Below are 18,187 nucleotides of genomic sequence, written 5' to 3' on the forward strand. Positions count from 1 at the left end.
GCCTGTGGGGGGTCTCTTCCATAGTCTCAGGCCCTCTTACTTGTTACCATCTTCACCGATCAGAGCAACGCTGTAGTAGCCATTGTCCTGAAGGGCATTCATCACCTGCATGAAGTCCGCATAGCGGGTCTTGCGGTCGCAACGAATGAAGATGCGCTCCTTGTCCGGATCACGTTTGCCGACCTGAATCTTCATGTCAGCGCCGAGATCAGCCAGAGACGTCTGATGATCACCGATGAACACACCGCCATCCTGCTGGATGGAGATATAGATCGGCTTGGGCGGGTTTTGTTGCGGCGGGGCGACGGCTGTCGGAAGGTTCACCTCGATCGACACGGAGGCCATGGGAGCGGCCACCATGAAGATAATCAGAAGAACCAGCATGATATCGACGAACGGCGTAACGTTAATTTCGCTGTTCTGCTCGATATGAAACTTCGAGCCGCCGCTGCCAGAGGATAGCTTGGCTCCCATGAGTACTTACGCCCCTTTGTCGAGTTGACGCGACAGCGAGTTCATCAGTTCCGAAACGAATTGCTCCGAACGAGTACCGTAGGCAGCGATCGAGGTGTTGAAGATGTTGTACATGACGACGGCCGGGATAGCGGCAGCCAGACCGATACCGGTGGCGAGCAGGGCTTCGGCGATACCCGGAGCCACGACGGCCAGGTTGGTCGTACCCGAGTCAGCGATACCGATGAACGAGTTCATGATGCCGTAAACCGTACCGAACAGACCAACGAAAGGCCCGATCGAACCGGTCGAAGCGAGGAAGGTCAGGCCACCCGACAGACGCTTGGCCAGACCAGCCTGAACAGCGTTGATCGAGGACGAGGCGCGGTGCAGGGTCGAGTCGCGGTGCTCGCCCGAAACCTGAAGGCCGGCTTGCTTCGAGATTTGGATTTCTTCGGTGGCGACGGCGGCCATGTCGGCCATCGGGTTGCCAGCGAACTCGTCCGAGGTCGAGATGCGGTTGATGTCGGCGATCGAACGGGCGCCGCGGAAGGCTTCGAGGTAGTTGTTCGAGGACTTGTTGAGCTTCGCGAAGAACATCAGCTTGATGACCAGGATGGTCCAGGAGATGACGGACGCGAGGATCAGGCCGATCATGACGGCCTTAACGACCGGCACGGCCTGCATGAACATCGACGAAACGGTGATCTTGCCATGGCCGCCCGAAGCGGACGAGGTGGACGACTCTTCGGCAGCAGCCGGAGCGGCAGCGGCCGGAGCTTCGGCAGCGGCAGGCGACGTAGCCGCAGCCGCGGCGGCGATCGTCGGAACGCTCACGAACAGCGCAGCGGCGCCGAGCAGAGCAATGAGCGGATTGTGTTTCTTGTGTTCGAGCATTTTTCGCCAATTCCTGAATAAGGATAACCCCCGGTAGGAGGGCTGACCAAGGATTTCGGGGGCAGCGTGAACCCCCTGGTTTAAGCCTAAGACATGTTTAGAACGCGGACCACGCCAGTGCATGTTTCCCTTCTGGGGTCGCATGTCCCGTCGTGAACCTCTCTTGTGTTACGCACCGTTACGAATCTTCGCCCGCATCCGGCTGCGCTGCGCACAAACCTTTGCCCCTGCCCTGCCGGATGACCGGGCATGGACGATCCCTCTGTTACACCAATGGTTACAAAGTGATTTGCGGACTAAAAAAGCAATCCTCCCTCACCCCGTCAAGGTGCTTATCGTGCCACCGCGCGTAACATTTGGGCCACAGGCAAGCCATTTTGTACGAGTTTATGCCAAAAACCCAAACATGTCCGATAGTTAAGGCAAAGGATGCGCGGTGGAATATTTTCTCGCCTGATGAATTTTTTTTAATTCAGCGACGAAACCCTCGGCAATCTTGCGCCGGAAACGCGAAAAACCGGTCGCTTTCAACGCTATGTGTCAAATTTATAAAGACGTTTTTACGAACCCGTTGACCCCATCTGTTTCAAAAAGAGGGCGGATTCGCGGCGTCTATCGCCCGGCATTGCGTGAAAGATACCGCTATCATCGGTAAAAATTTACCCGAAGCGGGAAATTTTCCCGCAATGCAGCAATTAACCGTGTTCGGAAGGTATGGTGACGCCTAGGAGGGCTTCGAGAGGGTTCAGCGCCCCGAGGGCCCCAGTATGGTGTAGCCGCTCACCTTGGCGGACAGCTCGCTGGCCAGTTCGTAGCTGAGATAGCCATCCGCCACGCGGCCGTTGGCCTTCTGCCATTCGCGCAGCGCCTTGCGGGTGCCGATGCCGATTACGCCATCGACGGTCCCGGCATTGAAGCCCGCCGTGTTGAGCGCCGTCTGGACATTCTTGCGCATGGCCAGAGACAGGGGCTGCTCATCCGGCCACGGCGTTTTCAACGTAGCGCGTCCGGCAATCCCGTCGGCATTCAGCCCCACCGCCAACGCATAGGCCGTAGAATTATTGTATTTGCGAATGGCAAAATGATTGGGCAGGGCCAGAAAGGCCGGCCCTTTGGCCCCCGACGGCAGAATCAGCACGGCCGGGGCCGTCTTCTCGCTGGCGTTCCAGTTGCCGCCGTCGGCACGGACCACGCCCTTTTGCGCCCACCAATCCGGCGTCTGGCTTTCAGTCTCGGCCAGATAGTAGTCGAAATCCGCCGGGAGCGTCACCTCAACCGCCCAGGCCTGCCCCGGACGCCAGCCTTCGCTTTTCAGCAAATTGGCCGCCGAGGCCAGGGCGTCCGAATCGGAGGTCCAGATATTGACGTGCCCGTCGCCGTCACCGTCCTGCCCCAGTTTCAGATAGTTTTCCGGCAGGAACTGGGTTTGCCCCATTGCCCCTGCCCACGACCCCTTCAGCTCCTGACGGGTGGATTTGCCACTCTTTATAATGGACAGCACACTGAACAACTGTGACTCGGCCCAGTCGCGGCGACGCCCGTCATAGGCAAGAGTCGCAAAGGCGGTCACCACGTCGATATCGCCCTGAACGCGGCCATAGTCGCTTTCCATCCCCCAGACACCCGCCAGTATTTCCCGCGGCACGCCATAGCGCGCCTCAATGGCGGCGATATCCGGATTGGCATTGACCCGCTCGCGCCCGGTCTGGATGCGCGCCGCCGAAACGGCATTTTTCACATAGGAGGATATGGGTTTGGAAAATTCCGGCTGACCGGTATCGGCCCTGACCACGGCCTCTTTCGGCTGCACATCGGCCAGCAGACCTTCGACAAAGGCGCGATCATAGCCTCTGGCCACCGCCTTGCTGACGAAGGCCTCACGCCAGTCGGCAAAGGTCGCGTAAGTGACCGGGACGGAGGCCGGGGCAGGCTTCGCAGGCGTCTGCGACCTATCCCCCGTCTGGGCGGTTTCAGCGCGCGGCGGCTGCGGCTTGTTCTCGATGGATGTCGGTACGCTGGAGGCCGTCGAGCAGGCCCCAAGGAACAGACACAGACTGAGCACACGCCGCTTCATACAGATCATCCTTCCGATACAGGCGCGAATCTTAGCCTTGGAATGATGTCATTTCCAAGCGCAAAGCGGTAAACAAGACGTTATGAGCGCTTTTCGACCAGCCCGGACAACACCTCTATGTAGCGGGCAAAGGCCTGCCGCCCGGCCGGTGTGATGTGCACACGCGTCAACGGCTTCTTCCCCTGATAGCCCTTGATGATCTCGACATAGCCCGCGTCCTCCAGCTTGGACAGATGCACCGACAGGTTACCCTGCGTCGCTTCGAGCACGCCTTTCAGCTCGTTGAAATCGGCGGCTCCGGCATCGGCCAGATAGGCCATGATCCCCAGCCGCAGGCGGCCGTGGATCGCATCATCCAGCCGGTTGACGTCAAAGCCGCTCATGCGCTCACGCCGACCTGCGGGCGTCGAAACGCATCAGAAGATAGCCGGGTAAGGCCATCAGCAGGGCGAGCGCGCCCGACAGGATCAGCAGATAGCCCGGCGTTTCGACGCGCGCCGCCAGCAGGCAAGCCGTAGCAAACCAGCCGGCGCAGACAAGAGCCGGCCACAATTTACGCTTGGCCACCGCCGCTACGTACCACCCCGCCCCCATCAGGGCACACAGGGTAATGGGATAGAGCATCCAGATCAGCCACGTCTTCTGGGTAAAGGCCGTGTAGCCGAAAACCACATTCATAAACAGGTTGGCGAGGCCCACACCTCCGAAGGCAGCATTGAGGGCACGACTGCCGGCATTGGCGTGCGTCTTGTGCCGGTCGCGCCACAGGACGATCCCCAGCACAATCAGAAACAGAAGCGTCGGCAGGACGCCATTGATCAGGTGCCCCAGGGGCGGCAGCCGGATCCGCCCGCTCATATCCAGCCCGTGCACAAGGCATTGCAGGCCATAGAGCAGGCCCCCGCACAGAAGCAGAAGGCCGCCGGACATCTGGACCTGATCCCCGCGATTGACCAGAGTCTGGATAAAGGCCAGGTCTTCACGCGCCGCCTGCGGGTCGCTGACCGCGCCGGTGGCGGGTTCGCCCTTCGTCACAGCCCCCTCGCGCGCCGCGATCCGCATCATAACGTACCCCGGCACCGCCATCAGGCCCAGCAGGGCCAGCCCCAGCCACAGCAGATAGGCAGCGACCTGCGACATCAGCAAAGTCAGAGCAAGGGTCGTTACGAACCATCCGGCAGACACAATCCCCAGCCACAGCCTGCGCCGGATCAGGCTGGCGGCGTACCACACCGCCCCCTGCATGGCACAGATGACGGCGGGATAGAGAAGCCAGATGGCCGTGGACTGACGGCTCAGGGCCAACCCCCCGAAGGTCACGGCGATGACCAGATTCATCAGCCCCGCCGAGGTGTAGCTGGCCGTCAGGGCGCGGGTCGCCACGCCGCTCTTCCCTTTGCGATCGCGCCAGGCGACATAGCCGATCACCGCCAGAAACGGCAGGGTCGGGCCGATCGCCAGCCAAAGACCGAAGGGCGGCACGATCCTCAGCCAGTGCGCCTCAATGGCGGCATAGACCAGCGTCTGAAGCCCATAAAGCAGACCAGCCCAGAAGAAGACCAGTCCCGCCGACGCCTGAGCGCGCGGCCCCTCCCCGGCAAAGGACCTGACGAAGGCCAGATCCGCCGGATCGGAGGCGCGCGATTTAAAAAAGACCCGACCCATGATCAGCAATCAGACTGTAGCGGTTGTTGCGGGCGGCTGGCGCTTGCGCGAAACGCGCTTGCGACCGTCCAGAATCGCCCCGATGAAGCTGTACCTTACCAGAAGCTGATAGCTGAGCAGCGAAAGAAACAGCGTCCCGAACACCGCCAGCGGCAGCTTGACGAAAAAGGGGGCCGACAGGTCGAGCAGCGCATACTGCATCAGCATCACCAGCGGCAGATGGACCAGATAGACCCAGTAGGCCGAATCCGCAATGTAGCGCCAGAAGCGGCTCGGGTGATCGAGAAAGCGCAGGGCGACTCCGATCAGACCGAGGCACCAGCTCCACAGACCCAGCACATAGGCCGCAGAATAAAGCGCCCGCCACGCGCCGCCTGTCACCGCATCGGTTTCGGCCTGATGCCCGCCCAGCCACTGGGCCAGAAGCGTCAACGCCACCGCTGAAAAGAGATTCAGAAAGCCTTTCTTGCGCACTATCTCCAGCCGGTCGGCATTGCGATGCAGGCACCAGCCAAAGACGAAGGCCGACAGATAGGCGGCGCAGGCCAGCGCATTGGGGACAAAGCCCTTGTCCGGCGTCGGGATGCCGAGCCAGTGGTCCCATTGCGGCTGCACCTGAATCAGCAACCACAGCGGCAGGCCAAATACCAGCGGCGTCAGGTCCCAGCGGATGACAAAGCCAAACACGCCGTCGGCTGCGCGGCGCAACGCCCCGCCGCTGTCGATAAAGGCCAGCAATCCGCGCAACGGCACACACACCGCATACAGCAGCAGAAGCATGTACAGAAACCACAGGTGCGTCAGGGGAAAGGTCTCGGCTGTCAGGGCGGGCGGCGGCGCAGGCGGCTGGGTCGCCAGCGCCGGATTGGCCTTCAGCGCCGCCAGTATGGCCACGGTGATGATCGCCGCCAGTACCGGCAGCCAGAACAGGACCAGAGGTCCCGCCACGCGCGTTAAACGGTCCAGGAAAAAACCTGCAGCCCCGCGCTTACGGTACAGAAGCCGTGCAAAAAAGCCTGCCAGTACAAAGAACAGGCTCATGCGAAACATGTGGATGGTGAAGAACAGCGGGTTGACCGCCGCGTCGGCGGCCGCATCTACCACCACCCACGCCGGGGGCGACATATAGGCCAGCCCGGCGTGCAGCACGACCCCTAAAAACAGGGCCCCGCCCCTGACCGCATCCAGCGCATAAAAGCGCGGCCCTTCCGTCAATTGTCCGTCCTGTGTCATGGCGCCCTCCTCCGGCGTGACCCCGGCCATAACGCCGTTGCGCCGGATTATATAAACCAGTTTAACTTTTAAACCAGTCTAAAAATGATCAAGCCTGCCGGTCGCGTGGATTTCCCGGTGAATTGTGCAAAAAGCCGCTCACAGATTGTTGACTTGTGCCTGCGCTTCGCGTAGGTACCCCGCCTCACACATGGCTTGAAGGCTTCGCCCCCGCACGGGCTGCGCGAATTCGGTCAAAGCCTCAGTCATTACTTAGTCAAAGGTTGGGACCATGAAAGTCCGTAGCTCGCTGAAGTCGCTGAAGACCCGTCACCGGGACTGCAAGATCGTCCGTCGCAAGGGCGTGGTCTATGTCATCAACAAGACCGACCCACGCTTCAAGGCCAAGCAAGGCTAATCGACGCCGATTAGGCCTGAAGGCTTACAGAATCCAGCGTCCGGAGCTCGCTCCGGACGCTTTTCTCGTTTATCACCGCCGCAGAATTCATCCACAGCTCAGGCGCGGCTGCCGAATCGCGGCGTATTGAGCGGGTGATTCGCATGGTTTATGGTGAACGGGACCTCCGTTTTCCCTTTGAAGGATAGTTTCATGGCCGACGATCAGTCCGCTCACCCCGACGTTATCACCGCCGCCGCGCAAGGCCGCCTGAAATCGTTTATCGAGCGCATCGAACGCCTCGAAGAAGACAAGGCCGCCATCGCTGGCGATCTGAAAGACGTCTATGCCGAGGCCAAGGGCGAAGGCTTTGACACCAAGGTGATGCGCAAGGTGGTCAGTCTTCGCAAGAAGGACAAGGTCAAGCTTCAGGAAGAAGAAACCCTGCTCGACCTTTATCTTTCAGCTATTGGCGGGCTGTGAGGTGATCCTCTCCTGACAAAGGAGAGGATTTTTTATTTGACCCAAGGGCCTGAGCGGCGTGTCATGCGCAAATGGCGTTCAAATCCAAAACGCCCGGTAAGGGGCTGACGCGCAAGAGCGAACTGAAGACAAAGGCCCCTTTGTCATCGCGGGGCGGCCTGTCTGCCCGGTCGGCTGCGCCCAAACCGCCCCCCTGCCCGCACGATGAAAAGAAGGTCCTGCAAAAGCGCACCCTTCGGGCGCTGGAACGCGCCAAAAAGGCCGCCGCCGAGGCAGGCGTCGATTTGTCCGAATGGGAAAACGACTTTATCGACAGCGTCAGCGACCGCGTAAAGACCTACGGCCGCGCCTTCGCCGATCCGGACAAAGGGGCGATAAACGGCACCCTCTCCCTGCTTCAGGGCGTCAAGCTGCGTGAAATTCGTCAGAAGGTGAAAGCGCGCGCCGTCAAACCTGCCGATGAGGAAAACTGAACTGAAGCGTCTCCGATAGCGTACTTTGATGAGCAGATATCAATGGAGCCTCCGATGCGTTCACGTGCCCTTCTGTTTGCTCTGGCCCTGACCACCGTTGGCGCGGGAGGCCTCTCTGGCTGTGCCTCGCTGGATGTGGCGAACAATAGCCGCCCGCAACCGTCCTTCGAGCTTGAGTCCTATTTTACAGGTGAGACGCGCGCCTATGGCGTGTTCGAGGACCGCAGCGGCAAGGTCAGTCGCACCTTCAGCGTGGTGACGCGCGGCACGCCGACGGCCGACGGCTTCGTTCTGGATGAGCGCTTCTTATGGAACGACGGAGAGCGTCAGACGCGCACCTGGACCTTCCGCAAAATCGGCAATGGCCTCTACGAAGGCCGCGCACAGGATGTGGCCGGAACGGCGCGCATCGAAACCGGCGGGGATGCGCTGCGCATCCGGTACCTGCTCAACCTCCCTTATCAGGGCGGCACGATCAAGGTGCGTTTCGACGACTGGTCGCACCTTATTGCCGATGGCGTGGCCATCAACCGCGCCGATGTGTCGAAATTCGGCGTGCATGTGGGCCGCGTGACCCTGAGCTTCATCAAGCCCGGACACCCGGCCCCTGTGGCGGAGTCCTTGATCAGGGATTTCAAATAATCAGCCGGCTTCCTTAACCATGCCTTCAAGGCCGCAATCGCGCACCTTGCGATAGAGCGTCGAACGGCCGATGCCGAGGCGGCGCGCCACTTCGGACATATGCCCGGCATAGACACTAATGGCGTGTTCGATCAGGTCGCGTTCGATGTCTTCCAGCTTGCGCAGGTGTCCTGCGCCGTCGAGGATCTTCACCGGCTGATCGGCCAAAGCCTCAAGTCCAGCATCAAGCTGCGTCATCGCCGCCTGATGCTCGACAATGACTGCGGGCACCACCGGCGCGGGCATTGCGGCCTGCGGAAGGTGCTGGCCCGAAATGGCCGGAAAGTCATAGGCCTGAAGATGCGGCGTGTCGGCCAGCACAATGGCGCGATAGACGGTGTTTTCGAGTTGACGCACATTGCCGGGCCAGTCGTAGCTGCACAGAAGCTGCATGGCGTCCGACGCCACACCGGCCACGCGCTTACCCTCCTCGACATTGAAGCGACGGATGAAGTGTTCGATCAGAGCCGGAATATCCTCACGGCGTTCACGTAAGGAAGGCGCTTCGATCGGGAAGACATTGAGGCGATAGAAGAGATCTTCGCGGAAATGGCCCGCCTTGACCTGATCCTGAAGGTTGCGATTGGTCGCCGAAATGATGCGCACATCGACCTTGACCGGGCGTTTGGAGCCGACGGGGTCGATTTCGCCCTCCTGAAGGGCGCGCAGCAGCTTGACCTGCATATCGAGCGGTAGTTCACCGACCTCATCGAGGAACAAAGTACCGCCGCTGGCCTCCTGAAACTTGCCGAGGTGCTTTTCCGAAGCCCCGGTGAAGGAGCCCTTTTCGTGGCCAAACAGAATGGATTCGACCAGATTGGCCGGCAGGGCGCCGCAGTTCACGGCAACAAAAGGCTTGCCCGCGCGATCCGACGAGCCCTGAATGGCGCGCGCGATCAGTTCCTTACCGACGCCGCTTTCCCCCAGGATCAGTACGGGGATGCCCGAACGGGCGGCGCGTTCGCCGAGACGGCGCACCATCTGCATGGCCGAAGACGTGCCGACCAGATCATCGAACGAGGTGCGGTTGGTGACCTGCTTTTTCAGGCGCGTCACCTCGGCAGCCATATCACCCATCTGCAGGGCGTTACGCACACTGACCAGAATACGCTCCGGCGAAGCGGGCTTGATGAAGAAGTCCTGCGCCCCGGCCTGCATGGCCTTGACGACGGTGTCGATGCCGCCCGACGCCGTCAGCACCACCACCGGCGTGCGGATGCCCGCCGCGCGGATGTCCTTGAGCGTGTCGATACCCGACTGCCCCGGCATGACCAGATCGAGGATAACCGCGTCGATGCCGGAGGTGGTGGTCAGGCGATCATAGGCCTGCGGTCCGTTCTCGGCGTGAACGACCGCAAAGCCCTCGCGTTCCAAAACGGCCTGAATCAGCCGCCGCTGGGTGGGATCGTCGTCGCAAATCAGGATCGTTTTGGCCATTCGGGACACCATCTCATCGGGTTTACCGGTCCAATCGGAGGTGGACACGGCTTATTTTGAGACAGCTTGTAAGCCAAAGCCTTGAAAATCCCGTTGAGAGACAAGGTTAATGTGCCGTTGAGAGACTCGCCTCTCTCACCTGTGTTTCAGCGCTTTCCCTCTCGCTTTTGAATTTTGTTTTGGTTAGAGCCAAAGACATGACCAAGCCCGTATTGACCGATTCCGCCCCTGCCCTGTCCCAAACCCTGCCGATATGGGACCTGACCGACCTCTATAGCGGTGTGGACGATCCGAAGATCGCTGCCGATTTCGCGGCCGCCGCCACTACGCTGAAAGAGCTTCAGAAACTTCAGGGCAATTTCGTTGCGGCGCGCGGCAATGCCGAGCGGCTGGGCCTGCTGATTGATCAGGCGGCCACGCTTTATGAGCGGGCCTCGGACCGCATGGCCGGAGCCATGGCTTATACCACCCTCGCTTCGACCATCGCGCGTGAGGATACGCAGATCGCCAAGCTCGATGCCGACCTGCGCAATAAGGCGGCGCTGATCTCGACCGACAGCCTGTTCCTGTCGCTGGAACTGAACCAGTTGGAAGACTGGGAGATCGAACAGGCGTTGCGCGTCACCGAAAAGGCCCAAAAATGGCGGCCGTGGCTGCGGCGTATCCGCGCCAACCGCCCGCACGAATTGTCGGCGGATCTGGAAAAGCTGCTGCTGGAAAAGATGCCCGGTGCCGCCTCGTGGGTGCGCCTGTTCGATGAGACCCTGACCCGTTTGCGCGTCAGAATCGGCCCGAAGTCGAAGCCCGAAATCCTAACGCTCAATGACGCCCTGACGCGGCTGTCCTCGCCTGACGAGGCTGTGCGCAAGGCCGCTGCCGAAGGCCTGTCTGTGGCCTTGAAGGACAATGCGCCGGTGCTGGCTCTGGCGCTCAATACGCTGGCCTTTGAAAAGCAGGTCGAAGACCGCTGGCGCAAGTTCGCTACACCCGCCGCCTCGCGCCATCTGGCCAATGAGGTCGATGGTGATGCCGTCGATGCCATGGCCGAAGCGGTGAGCGAATCCTACGCCGCCCTGTCGCACCGCTACTATGCGCTGAAGGCGAAGGTCATGGGCAAGACGGTATTGAATTTCTGGGACCGCAATGCCCCCCTGACCAGCGCCGCCCCGAAGCTGTATAGCTGGGATGAAGCCAGACGTATTGTGCTCGATTCCTTCGCCCGTCTGGGGCCGGACTTTGCCGAACGCGCTGCCGTCTTTTTTGAAAAGCCGTGGATCGACGCCCAGCCGCGCGAGGGCAAGTCGTCGGGGGCCTATGCCCACCCCGTGTCGTCCAGCCACCACCCCTATGTGATGCTCAACTTCACGGGGGAGCGGCGCGAAATGCTGACCTTGGCCCACGAACTGGGCCATGCGGTGCATCAGACTCTGGCCGCGCCGCTGGGGTCGATTCTGGCCGACACGCCGCTGACTTTGGCCGAAACCGCGTCGATCTTTGCAGAAGGGCTGGTGTTCGAATATCTGGTCGCCGACGCATCGCCCGAAGACAAGAAGGCGCTTCTGGCCGGCAAGATCGAGGATGGCCTCAACAGCGTGGTGCGGCAGATCGCCTTCCACCGCTTCGAAGAACGCTTCCATGCTGAACGTCTTGAGGGCGAGGTGCCGCTCGATCGGCTGAACGCCCTGTGGCTTGAGGTGATGGGCGAGTCACTGGGGCCAGCGATGAAGCTGAACGACGGTTATGAATACTGGTGGGCTTATATCAGCCACTTCGTCCACGCGCCCTTCTACGTCTATGCCTATGCCTTCGGTGACCTGCTGGTGTCGGCCCTGATGGAAAAGCGCCGCGAAAACCCCGAAGCCTTCACCCCGCTCTACGCGCAGCTCCTGTCGGCGGGCGGGACGAAGACCTATGTCGAGGCGCTAGCTCCGTTCGGCCTCAATCCGCGCGAAAAGGCTTTCTGGGAGATGGGCTGTCAGCGGCTGAAAGGCCTGATCGACCAGTTCGAGGCGCTCGTGTAATCTTCACCGCCCGATATAGCGCTCCGGGCGGTGCCAGCTCATCATGACCAGACTCATGGCCGCCGCCGACACGACCGAGTACAATAGCCGCTCCCCCGGTATGACGAACATCGAGGCCGCCATAATGATCAGGTCGATGATCAGTTGCGTCTGACCGGCATTGATGCCGCGCTTTTTCTGCAGATAGAGGCAGAGAACGCCAGTCCCCCCGGCCCCGGCCCCGTGCCGCGCCAGCGACAATATCCCCATGCCGATGATCGTCCCGCCGAAGACGGCGGCAAACAGGGGCTGCACATAGTCGATATGCACGGCCGTCGGCATCAGCACGGCCAGCCCCATAATGGCCAGAGAGACTATAATGGTCTTGATCATGAAGACCCGGCCCATGCCCAGATAGGCAAAGATGAAAAAGGGCACATTGATCAGCATGAACAGCACGCCGACCGGCAGCGGGATCAGATAGGAGACCAGCAGCGCAATCCCGGCCACCCCGCCGGTCACCAGCCCCACGGTCTTCAGGAGCACAATCCCCAGCACGATCATCGAACAGCCGATGGCGAAGGCATAGGCGTCCTCCAGCGGCGTATGCTTGAGACGCACCGTCGATCCGTCATTGGTGTTGCCGGGCTTCAGCGCCGCCCAGAGTCTGGCAAAAATCATAGTCTGGCGAAAATCATGCGTGTGGCTCTCCCACCCGCCTGTCGTTCATCCCTGCCCGGATTGATCCGGAGCCCTTTTTTATAATTTCACTTGCAACTGTTTTAAGCGATTTCAGCGCCCGCGTCCATCAGCCGTTGACCGCAAAGCCGCGCTTTTGTAGGAAAGTACGAACGACAGACTTCTCAGGGACACGAATCCAATGGCCGGACATCAATCGGGCGACTACCACAAGGGCGAGATGAATATCCACGAACAGTCGGAAACCTACGACCTGTTCATGGGTCTGACCAAGTGGGGCAGCCTGATCATCGCCGTCGGCATCCTGTTCTTCGTGCTCCTGTTCGCCGTCAAGGGGGCAGGCTTCTTCATCGCCGGCTTCGTGGCCGCCGTGGTAGCCGTGATCGGCTTCCTGGTGCTCAAAAAGAAGCCGGACGCCCACTGACCCCGCCGACAGATCAAAGCCAAAGGCCCCACCCGCTGGGGCCTTTTTTGCAACCGGCGCGCCGGGTCATCCACCGCACGCTGGGTCATTTACCGCCAGCTCTGGCCGAATTTATCCTGTTCGGTCTGAAGATGGCGTGGTCATGCCTGTTCGGGGCGGCCATGCTGGGGCTTTTGATCGTCACGCACCTGTTCTGGCCGGATAAGGCCCCGCTGCTGCGTTACGACTTCCTGTTCGTCGCGGCGGTCATCCTGCAAATCCTGATGCTGGTCCTGCGGCTGGAAACCTTCGAGGAGGCGCGGGTCATCTTTCTCTATCACGTCGTCGGCACGGTGATGGAGATTTTCAAAACGCATATGGGCTCGTGGGCCTATCCGGACGAAGCCGTCATCCGCATCGCGGGTGTGCCGTTATTTACCGGTTTCATGTATGCCTGCGTCGGTTCCTTCATCGCCCGCGCCAGTCGGGTGATGGACCTGAGATACACCCACTATCCGCCCTTATGGGCTACCTATTTGCTGGCGGCGCTGATCTATCTCAACTTCTTCACCCATCACTACATGTGGGATTTTCGCTATCTGCTGTTCGCCGCCATCGGCGGGCTATGGTGGCGAAGCTGGATCGTCTTCCGCGTTGACCAAAAGGATCGCCGGATGCCCTTCATCCTCGCCAATGCCCTGACGGCCTTCTTCCTGTGGGTGGCGGAAAACATCGGCACGGCGACTCGCACCTGGGTCTATCCGGATCAGGACGTCTGGCACATGGTCAGCCTGCACAAGATGGGGGCGTGGGCGCTGCTGCTGGTCCTCAGTTTCGTCATGGTCAGCCTCGTCATATCCCCACGCGCCCCACAGGAAGTTGAAGACCGTAAATCCGCTGAACCGTGATAGGTTGACATCTGCCGGAGGTCAGCCTGGCTCAACGCTTGAGCCTCTAAAACTGTCTTTACTAAACCCCGGTGAGGCCGTAAGGCCAAAGTATAAGAAGAATAAAGTGGCGTAAATCGTTGCAATTGTGAGGATTTTTCTGATGTAATCAGACAAATCCGGGGAGAGACACTTGGTTCTTGTCATCGGAATACCAAAGGAAAGCCTGACCGGCGAAACGCGGGTGGCCGCGACACCGGACACGGTGAAAAAATGGATCGCCAGCGGCCAGCGCGTTGTTGTGGAAACCGGCGCGGGCCTTAGCGCGGCCTTTACCGACGAAGCGTTCACCGCCGCGGGCGCAGAGATTGCGGACACCAAAGCCGTATGGTCGTCGGCAGACATCCTGCTCAAGGTGCGCGGCCCATCCCCGGCTGAGGCAAAGACGCTGAAAAAAGGCGCGACCGTCGTCGCCCTGCTCGACGCCTATCGCGAAAAAGACGCGCTGAAAGCGCTGGCCGAGGCCGGTGCGAGCGCCTACGCCATGGAGTTCGTCCCGCGCATCACCCGCGCGCAGGTGATGGACGCCCTGTCGTCGCAGGCCAATCTGGCCGGTTATCGCGCGGTCATTGAAGCCGCACACCTGTACGGCAAGGCCTTTCCGATGATGATGACAGCGGCGGGCACCGTCGCCCCGGCCAAGGTATTCGTGATGGGGGTCGGCGTGGCCGGGCTTCAGGCCATCGCCACGGCGCGGCGACTGGGGGCGGTCGTCTCCGCCACCGATGTGCGCCCGGCCACCAAGGAACAGGTCGAATCGCTGGGGGCCAAGTTTATCGCGGTCGAGGACGAAGAGTTCAAAAACGCCCAGACCGCGGGCGGCTATGCCAAGGAAATGTCTGATGCCTACAAGGCCAAGCAGGCCGAACTGATCAGCGGCCATATCGGCAAGCAGGATATCGTCATCACCACGGCCCTGATCCCCGGCCGCCCGGCCCCCCGACTGGTCACGGCGGCGCAGGTCGCCTCGATGAAGGCCGGTTCGGTGCTGGTCGATATCGCCGCCCCGCAGGGCGGCAATGTCGAAGGCTGTGTGCCGGACAGCGTGGTCGAAACGAATGGCGTCAGGATCTACGGCCCGACCAATATCACGGCGGCCATCGCCAATGACGCCTCGGCGCTTTATGCCAAAAATCTTCAGGCCTTTGTGGGGCTGCTGATCAAGGACGGCGCGCTGAGCCCGGATTTTGAGGATGAAATCCTCAAGGCCGCTCTGGTCACGCAAAACGGTGCCGTAGTGCACCCCAATCTGAAAAATTAAAGAGGACACCGTGGAACACATCAATCCCACCGTCTTCCATTTCGCCATCTTCGTGCTGGCGGTCTTTGTCGGTTATTACGTCGTCTGGTCGGTGACCCCGGCCCTGCACACGCCGCTGATGGCGGTCACCAATGCTATCTCCTCGGTCATCATCGTCGGCGCTCTGATCGCCGCAGCGGCCTCCGGTTTCGGCGCAGGCACCTGGTTTGCCAAGGGCTCCGGCGCTCTCGCCAGCGCGCTGGCGGCGGTCAATATCTTCGGCGGTTTCATGGTCACGCGCCGGATGCTGGCCATGTACAAGAAAAAAGAGCGTCCCGCTCAGGCTAAAAACGAAGGGGCACACTGATGTCTTTCGCTGACTTTTCTGCCCTCGCCTACCTCGTTTCAGGTGTGCTGTTTATTCTGGCCCTGCGCGGCCTGTCGTCGCCGGAAACCTCGCGTCAGGGCAATCTCTACGGCATGGTCGGCATGGCCGTGGCCGTCGGGGTGACCCTTCTGGGCCTGTTTATCGGTAATGAGATTGATCTGATCACCATCGCCCTGATTTTGGGCGGTGTCGCCGTGGGCGGCTTTGCCGGGGCGACCATCGCCCGAAAGGTCTCGATGACCTCCATGCCGCAGCTTGTGGCGGCCTTCCACTCGCTGGTCGGTCTGGCCGCCTGTCTGGTGGCCGTGGGGGCCCTCTATGCGCCGGACGCCTTCCATATCGACTCCGGCCTTGGCATCAAGACGCAATCGATCATCGAGCTGAGCCTGGGCGTCGCGATCGGGGCCATTACCTTTACCGGTTCGGTCATCGCCTTTGCCAAGCTGAACGGCAACATGTCCGGTGCGCCCATCATCCTGCCGGCGCGCCATGCCATCAATATCGGTCTGGGTCTGGCCCTCTTCGCGCTGATCGGCGTGCTGATCGCCACGGCAGGTCAGGCGCAGTGGGCCTTCTGGCTGATCTTCGCCTTGGCTCTGGTGCTGGGCGTGACCCTGATCATCCCTATCGGCGGGGCGGACATGCCGGTCGTCGTCTCGATGCTCAACTCCTATTCGGGCTGGGCCGCGGCTGCCCTGGGCTTCACGCTGGAAAACATCGCCCTGATCATTACCGGCGCACTGGTCGGCTCCTCCGGGGCCATCCTCAGCTACATCATGTGTAAGGGCATGAACCGCTCCTTCGTCTCGGTCATTCTGGGCGGGTTCGGCGCCGATACCTCAGCGGCCGCCGGCGGTGGCAAGGTAGAGACGCGCCCGGTCAAGCAGGGCTCCGCCGATGACGCCGCCTTCATCATGAAGAATGCCTCGAAGGTCATCATCGTACCGGGCTACGGCATGGCGGTGGCTCAGGCCCAGCACGCCCTTCGTGAAATGGCCGACAAGCTGAAAGAGGAAGGCGTCGAAGTCAAATACGCCATCCACCCTGTGGCGGGCCGTATGCCGGGGCATATGAACGTGCTGCTGGCCGAAGCCAACGTGCCCTATGATGAGGTGTTCGAGCTGGAGGACATCAACAGCGAGTTTGCCACGGCGGACGTCGCCTTTGTCATCGGGGCCAATGACGTGACCAACCCGGCGGCCAAGACCGACCCGACCTCGGCCATTTTTGGTATGCCCATCCTCGACGTCGAAAAGGCCCAGACCGTTTTGTTCGTCAAACGCGGCATGTCGTCAGGCTATGCCGGGGTCGAAAACGAACTCTTCTTCCGCGACAATACGATGATGCTGTTTGCCGATGCGAAGAAGATGGTCGAAGGGATCGTCAAAGCCCTCTGATCATTTCGCATCGGCGGGGGTCGAGTTCACAAAACGATCCTGTGAATCGTTTTGTGAAGGAGGTGTTTGCCGATGCGAAGAAGATGGTCGAAGGGATCGTCAAGGCCCTCTGGGCTTCATTCCCGCCTGTCACGCGCCCGGTCTGATCCGTCATGACCGGGCGCTTGTCATTTGGGCGCAGGCCGGTCTAGTGTGCTCTGTTACCGGAGCCCTGTCATGAAACGTCTGATCCCGCTTGCCCTCACTTCGCTGCTGGCCCTGAGCGTCGCTACCCTGCCCGTTCAGGCGGCGACCACCTATACGGGCGACCGGGTGGACGGCGCGCCGGTGATTGATCAGCTCGATATTGCCGACCTGCCTGCCGGTCAGATCACCCGGCTGTGGTTCCGTGTTTCGGATCAGGCCATCGGTCAGGGCTGGTACGTGCCGGTTATCGTTATCAAAGGGGCCAAACCCGGCGCCCGGCTGTTGCTGACGGCGGGCATACACGGTGACGAACTGAACGGTCTGGCGGTTATCGACCGGCTGGTGGCCGAGACCGATCCAGCCACCCTGTCGGGCAGTATTGTGGCCATTCCGGGGCTCAACTCGCCGGGTCTGCTGCATTCGACGCGCGCCTTTAGCTCGACCGGAGGCACAGGCGGGGCCAATCTCAACCGCCTGATGCCCGGCAATCCGCACGGCAGCCCGTCTGACCTCTATGCCAGCCGCCTGTGGTCGAAGCTGTTTATCGGCAATGCCGATCTGGCCGTCGATCTGCACACACAGTCGCAAGGCTCGACCTACCCCATGTATATCTTTGCCGAAACGGCGGGCGCACGGGCCATGGCCGACCTGATCGGGGCCGACGTGATCAATATGGACCCCGGCGTCGATGGCGCGGTGGAAAACATGCTCAATGCCCACGGTTTCAGCGCCATTACTCTGGAACTGGGCGGGGCGGAAACCTTCGACACGGCCATGATCGAGCGCGGGGTCAAGGGGCTGCGCAATCTGATGCGCGCCCACACCATGATCCCCGGCAAAACCGAAGCGCTGAAAACCGGCTTCGTCGGCAATACCACGCTCGATGTCACCTCTCCGCGCGGCGGTTACGCCTATCTGGAGGTCAGGCTGGGGGACACGGTGAAGGCGGGCGACCTGCTGGCGACAGTGCATGACGGACTGGGGCGTGAAACCGGCCGGGTCCTTGCCCCGCACGATGGACAGGTCCTGTCGCACATAACCGATCCGCGCGTCGAGCCGGGTCAGATGACCGTCAGGCTCATCTGGTGGGACGCCAAGGGGGTCTGCGCTCAGACCGGTTGCCCGCCAAAGAAATAGGCATAAAAAAACCTCCCG

General features: G+C 61.0%; 19 protein-coding genes. 11 read left to right on the forward strand and 8 right to left on the reverse strand.

Translation table 11 applies throughout. From position 1 onward, the window contains the following. Positions 1-36: 36 nt before the first annotated feature. The 6 genes from AACH73_RS07045 to AACH73_RS07070 all read right to left on the reverse strand — a co-directional run bounded on the left by AACH73_RS07045 (position 37) and on the right by AACH73_RS07070 (position 6,322). On the reverse strand, positions 37-474 hold the full coding sequence (locus AACH73_RS07045; RefSeq protein WP_272742785.1) for a biopolymer transporter ExbD: 438 nt from the start codon (positions 472-474) through the stop codon (positions 37-39). A 6-nt stretch (positions 475-480) separates the two neighbouring features. Next, positions 481-1,350 (reverse strand): MotA/TolQ/ExbB proton channel family protein, encoded by an 870-nt coding sequence (locus AACH73_RS07050; protein ID WP_272742784.1) that lies wholly within the window; start codon positions 1,348-1,350, stop codon positions 481-483. A 745-nt stretch (positions 1,351-2,095) separates the two neighbouring features. Continuing rightward, positions 2,096-3,424 carry a lytic murein transglycosylase gene (locus AACH73_RS07055; RefSeq protein WP_338734437.1) on the reverse strand — a complete coding sequence of 443 codons (1,329 nt, stop codon included), beginning with the start codon at positions 3,422-3,424 and terminating at the stop codon, positions 2,096-2,098. An 80-nt stretch (positions 3,425-3,504) separates the two neighbouring features. Then, positions 3,505-3,807, reverse strand: coding sequence for a transcriptional regulator (locus AACH73_RS07060; protein WP_272742782.1), 303 nt, complete (start codon positions 3,805-3,807; stop codon positions 3,505-3,507). Between the two features lie 4 nt (positions 3,808-3,811). Then, positions 3,812-5,089, reverse strand: a complete 1,278-nt coding sequence (locus tag AACH73_RS07065) for a hypothetical protein (RefSeq protein ID WP_338734438.1) — start codon at positions 5,087-5,089, stop codon at positions 3,812-3,814. 9 nt (positions 5,090-5,098) lie between these two features. After that, on the reverse strand, positions 5,099-6,322 hold the full coding sequence (locus AACH73_RS07070; RefSeq protein WP_338734439.1) for an acyltransferase family protein: 1,224 nt from the start codon (positions 6,320-6,322) through the stop codon (positions 5,099-5,101). A gap of 271 nt (positions 6,323-6,593) precedes the next feature. On the opposite strand from AACH73_RS07070, the gene ykgO reads away from it, so the two are divergent. From ykgO to AACH73_RS07090, 4 genes are all read left to right on the forward strand, one after another. Continuing rightward, complete coding sequence (gene ykgO / locus AACH73_RS07075) at positions 6,594-6,719, forward strand: type B 50S ribosomal protein L36 (RefSeq protein WP_013479043.1); 126 nt, start codon at positions 6,594-6,596, stop codon at positions 6,717-6,719. A 192-nt stretch (positions 6,720-6,911) separates the two neighbouring features. Continuing rightward, on the forward strand, positions 6,912-7,181 hold the full coding sequence (locus tag AACH73_RS07080) for a DUF2312 domain-containing protein (protein WP_013479044.1): 270 nt from the start codon (positions 6,912-6,914) through the stop codon (positions 7,179-7,181). A 71-nt stretch (positions 7,182-7,252) separates the two neighbouring features. Further along, a complete protein-coding gene (locus tag AACH73_RS07085) occupies positions 7,253-7,654 on the forward strand; it encodes a hypothetical protein (protein WP_338734441.1) in 402 nt (133 codons plus the stop codon). A gap of 54 nt (positions 7,655-7,708) precedes the next feature. Next, a complete protein-coding gene (locus AACH73_RS07090) occupies positions 7,709-8,296 on the forward strand; it encodes a DUF3833 domain-containing protein (protein WP_338734442.1) in 588 nt (195 codons plus the stop codon). On the opposite strand, the gene AACH73_RS07095 is transcribed toward AACH73_RS07090, so the two are convergent. Beyond that, a complete protein-coding gene (locus tag AACH73_RS07095; protein ID WP_272742776.1) occupies positions 8,297-9,772 on the reverse strand; it encodes a sigma-54 dependent transcriptional regulator in 1,476 nt (491 codons plus the stop codon). A gap of 197 nt (positions 9,773-9,969) precedes the next feature. On the opposite strand from AACH73_RS07095, the gene AACH73_RS07100 reads away from it, so the two are divergent. Further along, on the forward strand, positions 9,970-11,793 hold the full coding sequence (locus tag AACH73_RS07100; protein ID WP_272742775.1) for a M3 family oligoendopeptidase: 1,824 nt from the start codon (positions 9,970-9,972) through the stop codon (positions 11,791-11,793). 3 nt (positions 11,794-11,796) lie between these two features. Here AACH73_RS07100 and AACH73_RS07105 read toward each other — a convergent pair whose 3' ends face one another. Continuing rightward, on the reverse strand, positions 11,797-12,453 hold the full coding sequence (locus tag AACH73_RS07105; RefSeq protein ID WP_272742773.1) for a YitT family protein: 657 nt from the start codon (positions 12,451-12,453) through the stop codon (positions 11,797-11,799). 199 nt (positions 12,454-12,652) lie between these two features. Here AACH73_RS07105 and AACH73_RS07110 point away from each other — a divergent pair, with 199 nt between their 5' ends. From AACH73_RS07110 to AACH73_RS07135, 6 genes are all read left to right on the forward strand, one after another. Next, positions 12,653-12,895, forward strand: a complete 243-nt coding sequence (locus tag AACH73_RS07110; protein WP_272742772.1) for an aa3-type cytochrome c oxidase subunit IV — start codon at positions 12,653-12,655, stop codon at positions 12,893-12,895. Positions 12,896-12,942: 47 nt separating this feature from the next. Next, positions 12,943-13,782, forward strand: coding sequence for a DUF817 domain-containing protein (locus AACH73_RS07115; protein ID WP_272742771.1), 840 nt, complete (start codon positions 12,943-12,945; stop codon positions 13,780-13,782). Between the two features lie 172 nt (positions 13,783-13,954). Further along, positions 13,955-15,082 (forward strand): Re/Si-specific NAD(P)(+) transhydrogenase subunit alpha, encoded by a 1,128-nt coding sequence (locus AACH73_RS07120; RefSeq protein ID WP_272742770.1) that lies wholly within the window; start codon positions 13,955-13,957, stop codon positions 15,080-15,082. Between the two features lie 10 nt (positions 15,083-15,092). Further along, on the forward strand, positions 15,093-15,428 hold the full coding sequence (locus AACH73_RS07125; RefSeq protein WP_272742769.1) for a proton-translocating transhydrogenase family protein: 336 nt from the start codon (positions 15,093-15,095) through the stop codon (positions 15,426-15,428). Continuing rightward, positions 15,428-16,846, forward strand: a complete 1,419-nt coding sequence (locus AACH73_RS07130) for an NAD(P)(+) transhydrogenase (Re/Si-specific) subunit beta (RefSeq protein WP_338734443.1) — start codon at positions 15,428-15,430, stop codon at positions 16,844-16,846. Before AACH73_RS07125 ends, AACH73_RS07130 begins: the two co-directional genes overlap by 1 nt. A 216-nt stretch (positions 16,847-17,062) precedes the next feature. After that, complete coding sequence (locus AACH73_RS07135; RefSeq protein WP_338734444.1) at positions 17,063-18,169, forward strand: succinylglutamate desuccinylase/aspartoacylase family protein; 1,107 nt, start codon at positions 17,063-17,065, stop codon at positions 18,167-18,169. Positions 18,170-18,187 lie beyond the last annotated feature (18 nt).

It is taken from the genome of Asticcacaulis sp. DW145 (assembly GCF_037101385.1).
GTDB lineage: Bacteria > Pseudomonadota > Alphaproteobacteria > Caulobacterales > Caulobacteraceae > Asticcacaulis > Asticcacaulis currens.